This is a genomic window from Microcoleus sp. N9_B4 (genome assembly GCF_036701635.1).
GTDB lineage: Bacteria > Cyanobacteriota > Cyanobacteriia > Cyanobacteriales > Microcoleaceae > Microcoleus.
This window is the reverse complement of sequence record NZ_JAUBRC010000118.1, coordinates 1-1394: the sequence shown is the minus strand read 5'-3', so window position 1 is coordinate 1394 and position 1394 is coordinate 1. Positions and strand designations below refer to the sequence as shown.

The window sequence follows — 1394 nt, the reverse complement described above, 5'->3', positions numbered from 1 at the left end:
CTAGAGTATTTATTGCACCGCCTCTTAAATGAAGGGCAATTAATAATTAAATGGGGTCGCAAAATCAAAAATAAGGGTAATGCTTGTATCACAGTTTAAATGTGCAACAGCTTACAAGAGTTGGGGAACTTTTGTTACATCTGTGGAAAAAATCCTGAAAGAATTTGGAAAAAACTATGTAATTAATTTTGTCTAGCTACTTATTCGTTCTAATCGTTGTTTGTGGTCAGCACCTCTATCTTATAGTGGTAAAGGAAGACCAAGAATTCATGGGAACCAGTTTAAACTTAACGACTCTCAAAGCTGGTGGGAACCAGAACAAACTCTGGAATCTGTTGAGCCAAAACTCGGAAAAATTCGGTTAAGAAAATGGGATGACTTGCACTTTCGAGGCAGTCCCAAACATCCAATGACTCTAATTTTAGTGGAACGTTTAGAAACTGTAACGGGTCGATTAAATAGTCAACCTTTATGGTTAGTGTGGGTTGGTATCCAAATGCCATCTCTGGCTGAAATTTGGCAACTATATCTGCGTCGTTTTACCATCGAGCATTGGTATCGGTTAGTTAAACAAACCTTACATTGGACTGTGCCGAAGTTGAGTACCCCAGAACAGTGCGAACGATGGAGTGATTTGATGCCTTTACTAACCTGGCAATTATGGTTAGCTAAAGATGTCGTCAGAGAAATTCGTTTGCCCTGGCAAAAGTCTCTGCCTGAATTGACCCCTGGAAGGGTTGCACAATCAATGCTTCCACTTTTAATCAAGATTGGGACTCCCACTGTTGCTCCCAAACGTCGAGGAAACTCGGATGGATGGCAAACGGGAAAACCTCGCACCCGAAGATGCCGCTATCCTGTGGTCAAAAAGGGTAAAGGTCGGTTCCAAAAATCCACAAAATTCGTAAGTTAACCTTGAGAACCTCTCGCTGATTAACCATTTTTTCCACTCAGCTCATGCTGAGTCAATTTGTGCTTAGTCTAAACTCCAATTAATTGGGTCAACAGGTAAAAGATGAGTAAAATTACTCATTGACAATAGTGCTTTTAGCTTAACTTGTGAGTAATGAATCCTTACTAACTATGGGTTTGGGGCGGGTCGTCACCCCCCCAGGATTGTATCAAGGGTAGCAAGATTCCAATCAGTTTAAATTGAGCTGAACTTAGTTGTTTTTTTAAATGAATGAGGTAGAATGTTGGTATCATTATTTTTGAGATAGGCAAGCGTGTAACAATTATACTGCCTATCGTTTTTTAGCACACATTGGCTCAATCCTTACAAAGGTATGGGTTTCAGGCTGGTTGTTACCCCCCCAGTATAATTTCAGGATTCAGTGTAATCAGTAAAAACAACACAGCCCCTTTCTAAATATCAGAAAGAGGCTGTGTGTTAA

At 40.2% G+C, this 1394-nt stretch carries 1 protein-coding gene; it reads left to right on the top strand.

Going from position 1 to position 1394, the window contains the following annotated elements; translation table 11 throughout:
- Positions 1–220: 220 nt before the first annotated feature.
- A complete protein-coding gene (locus QUA43_RS30690) occupies positions 221–913 on the top strand; it encodes a hypothetical protein (RefSeq protein ID WP_333379540.1) in 693 nt (230 codons plus the stop codon).
- Positions 914–1394: the final 481 nt, after the last annotated feature.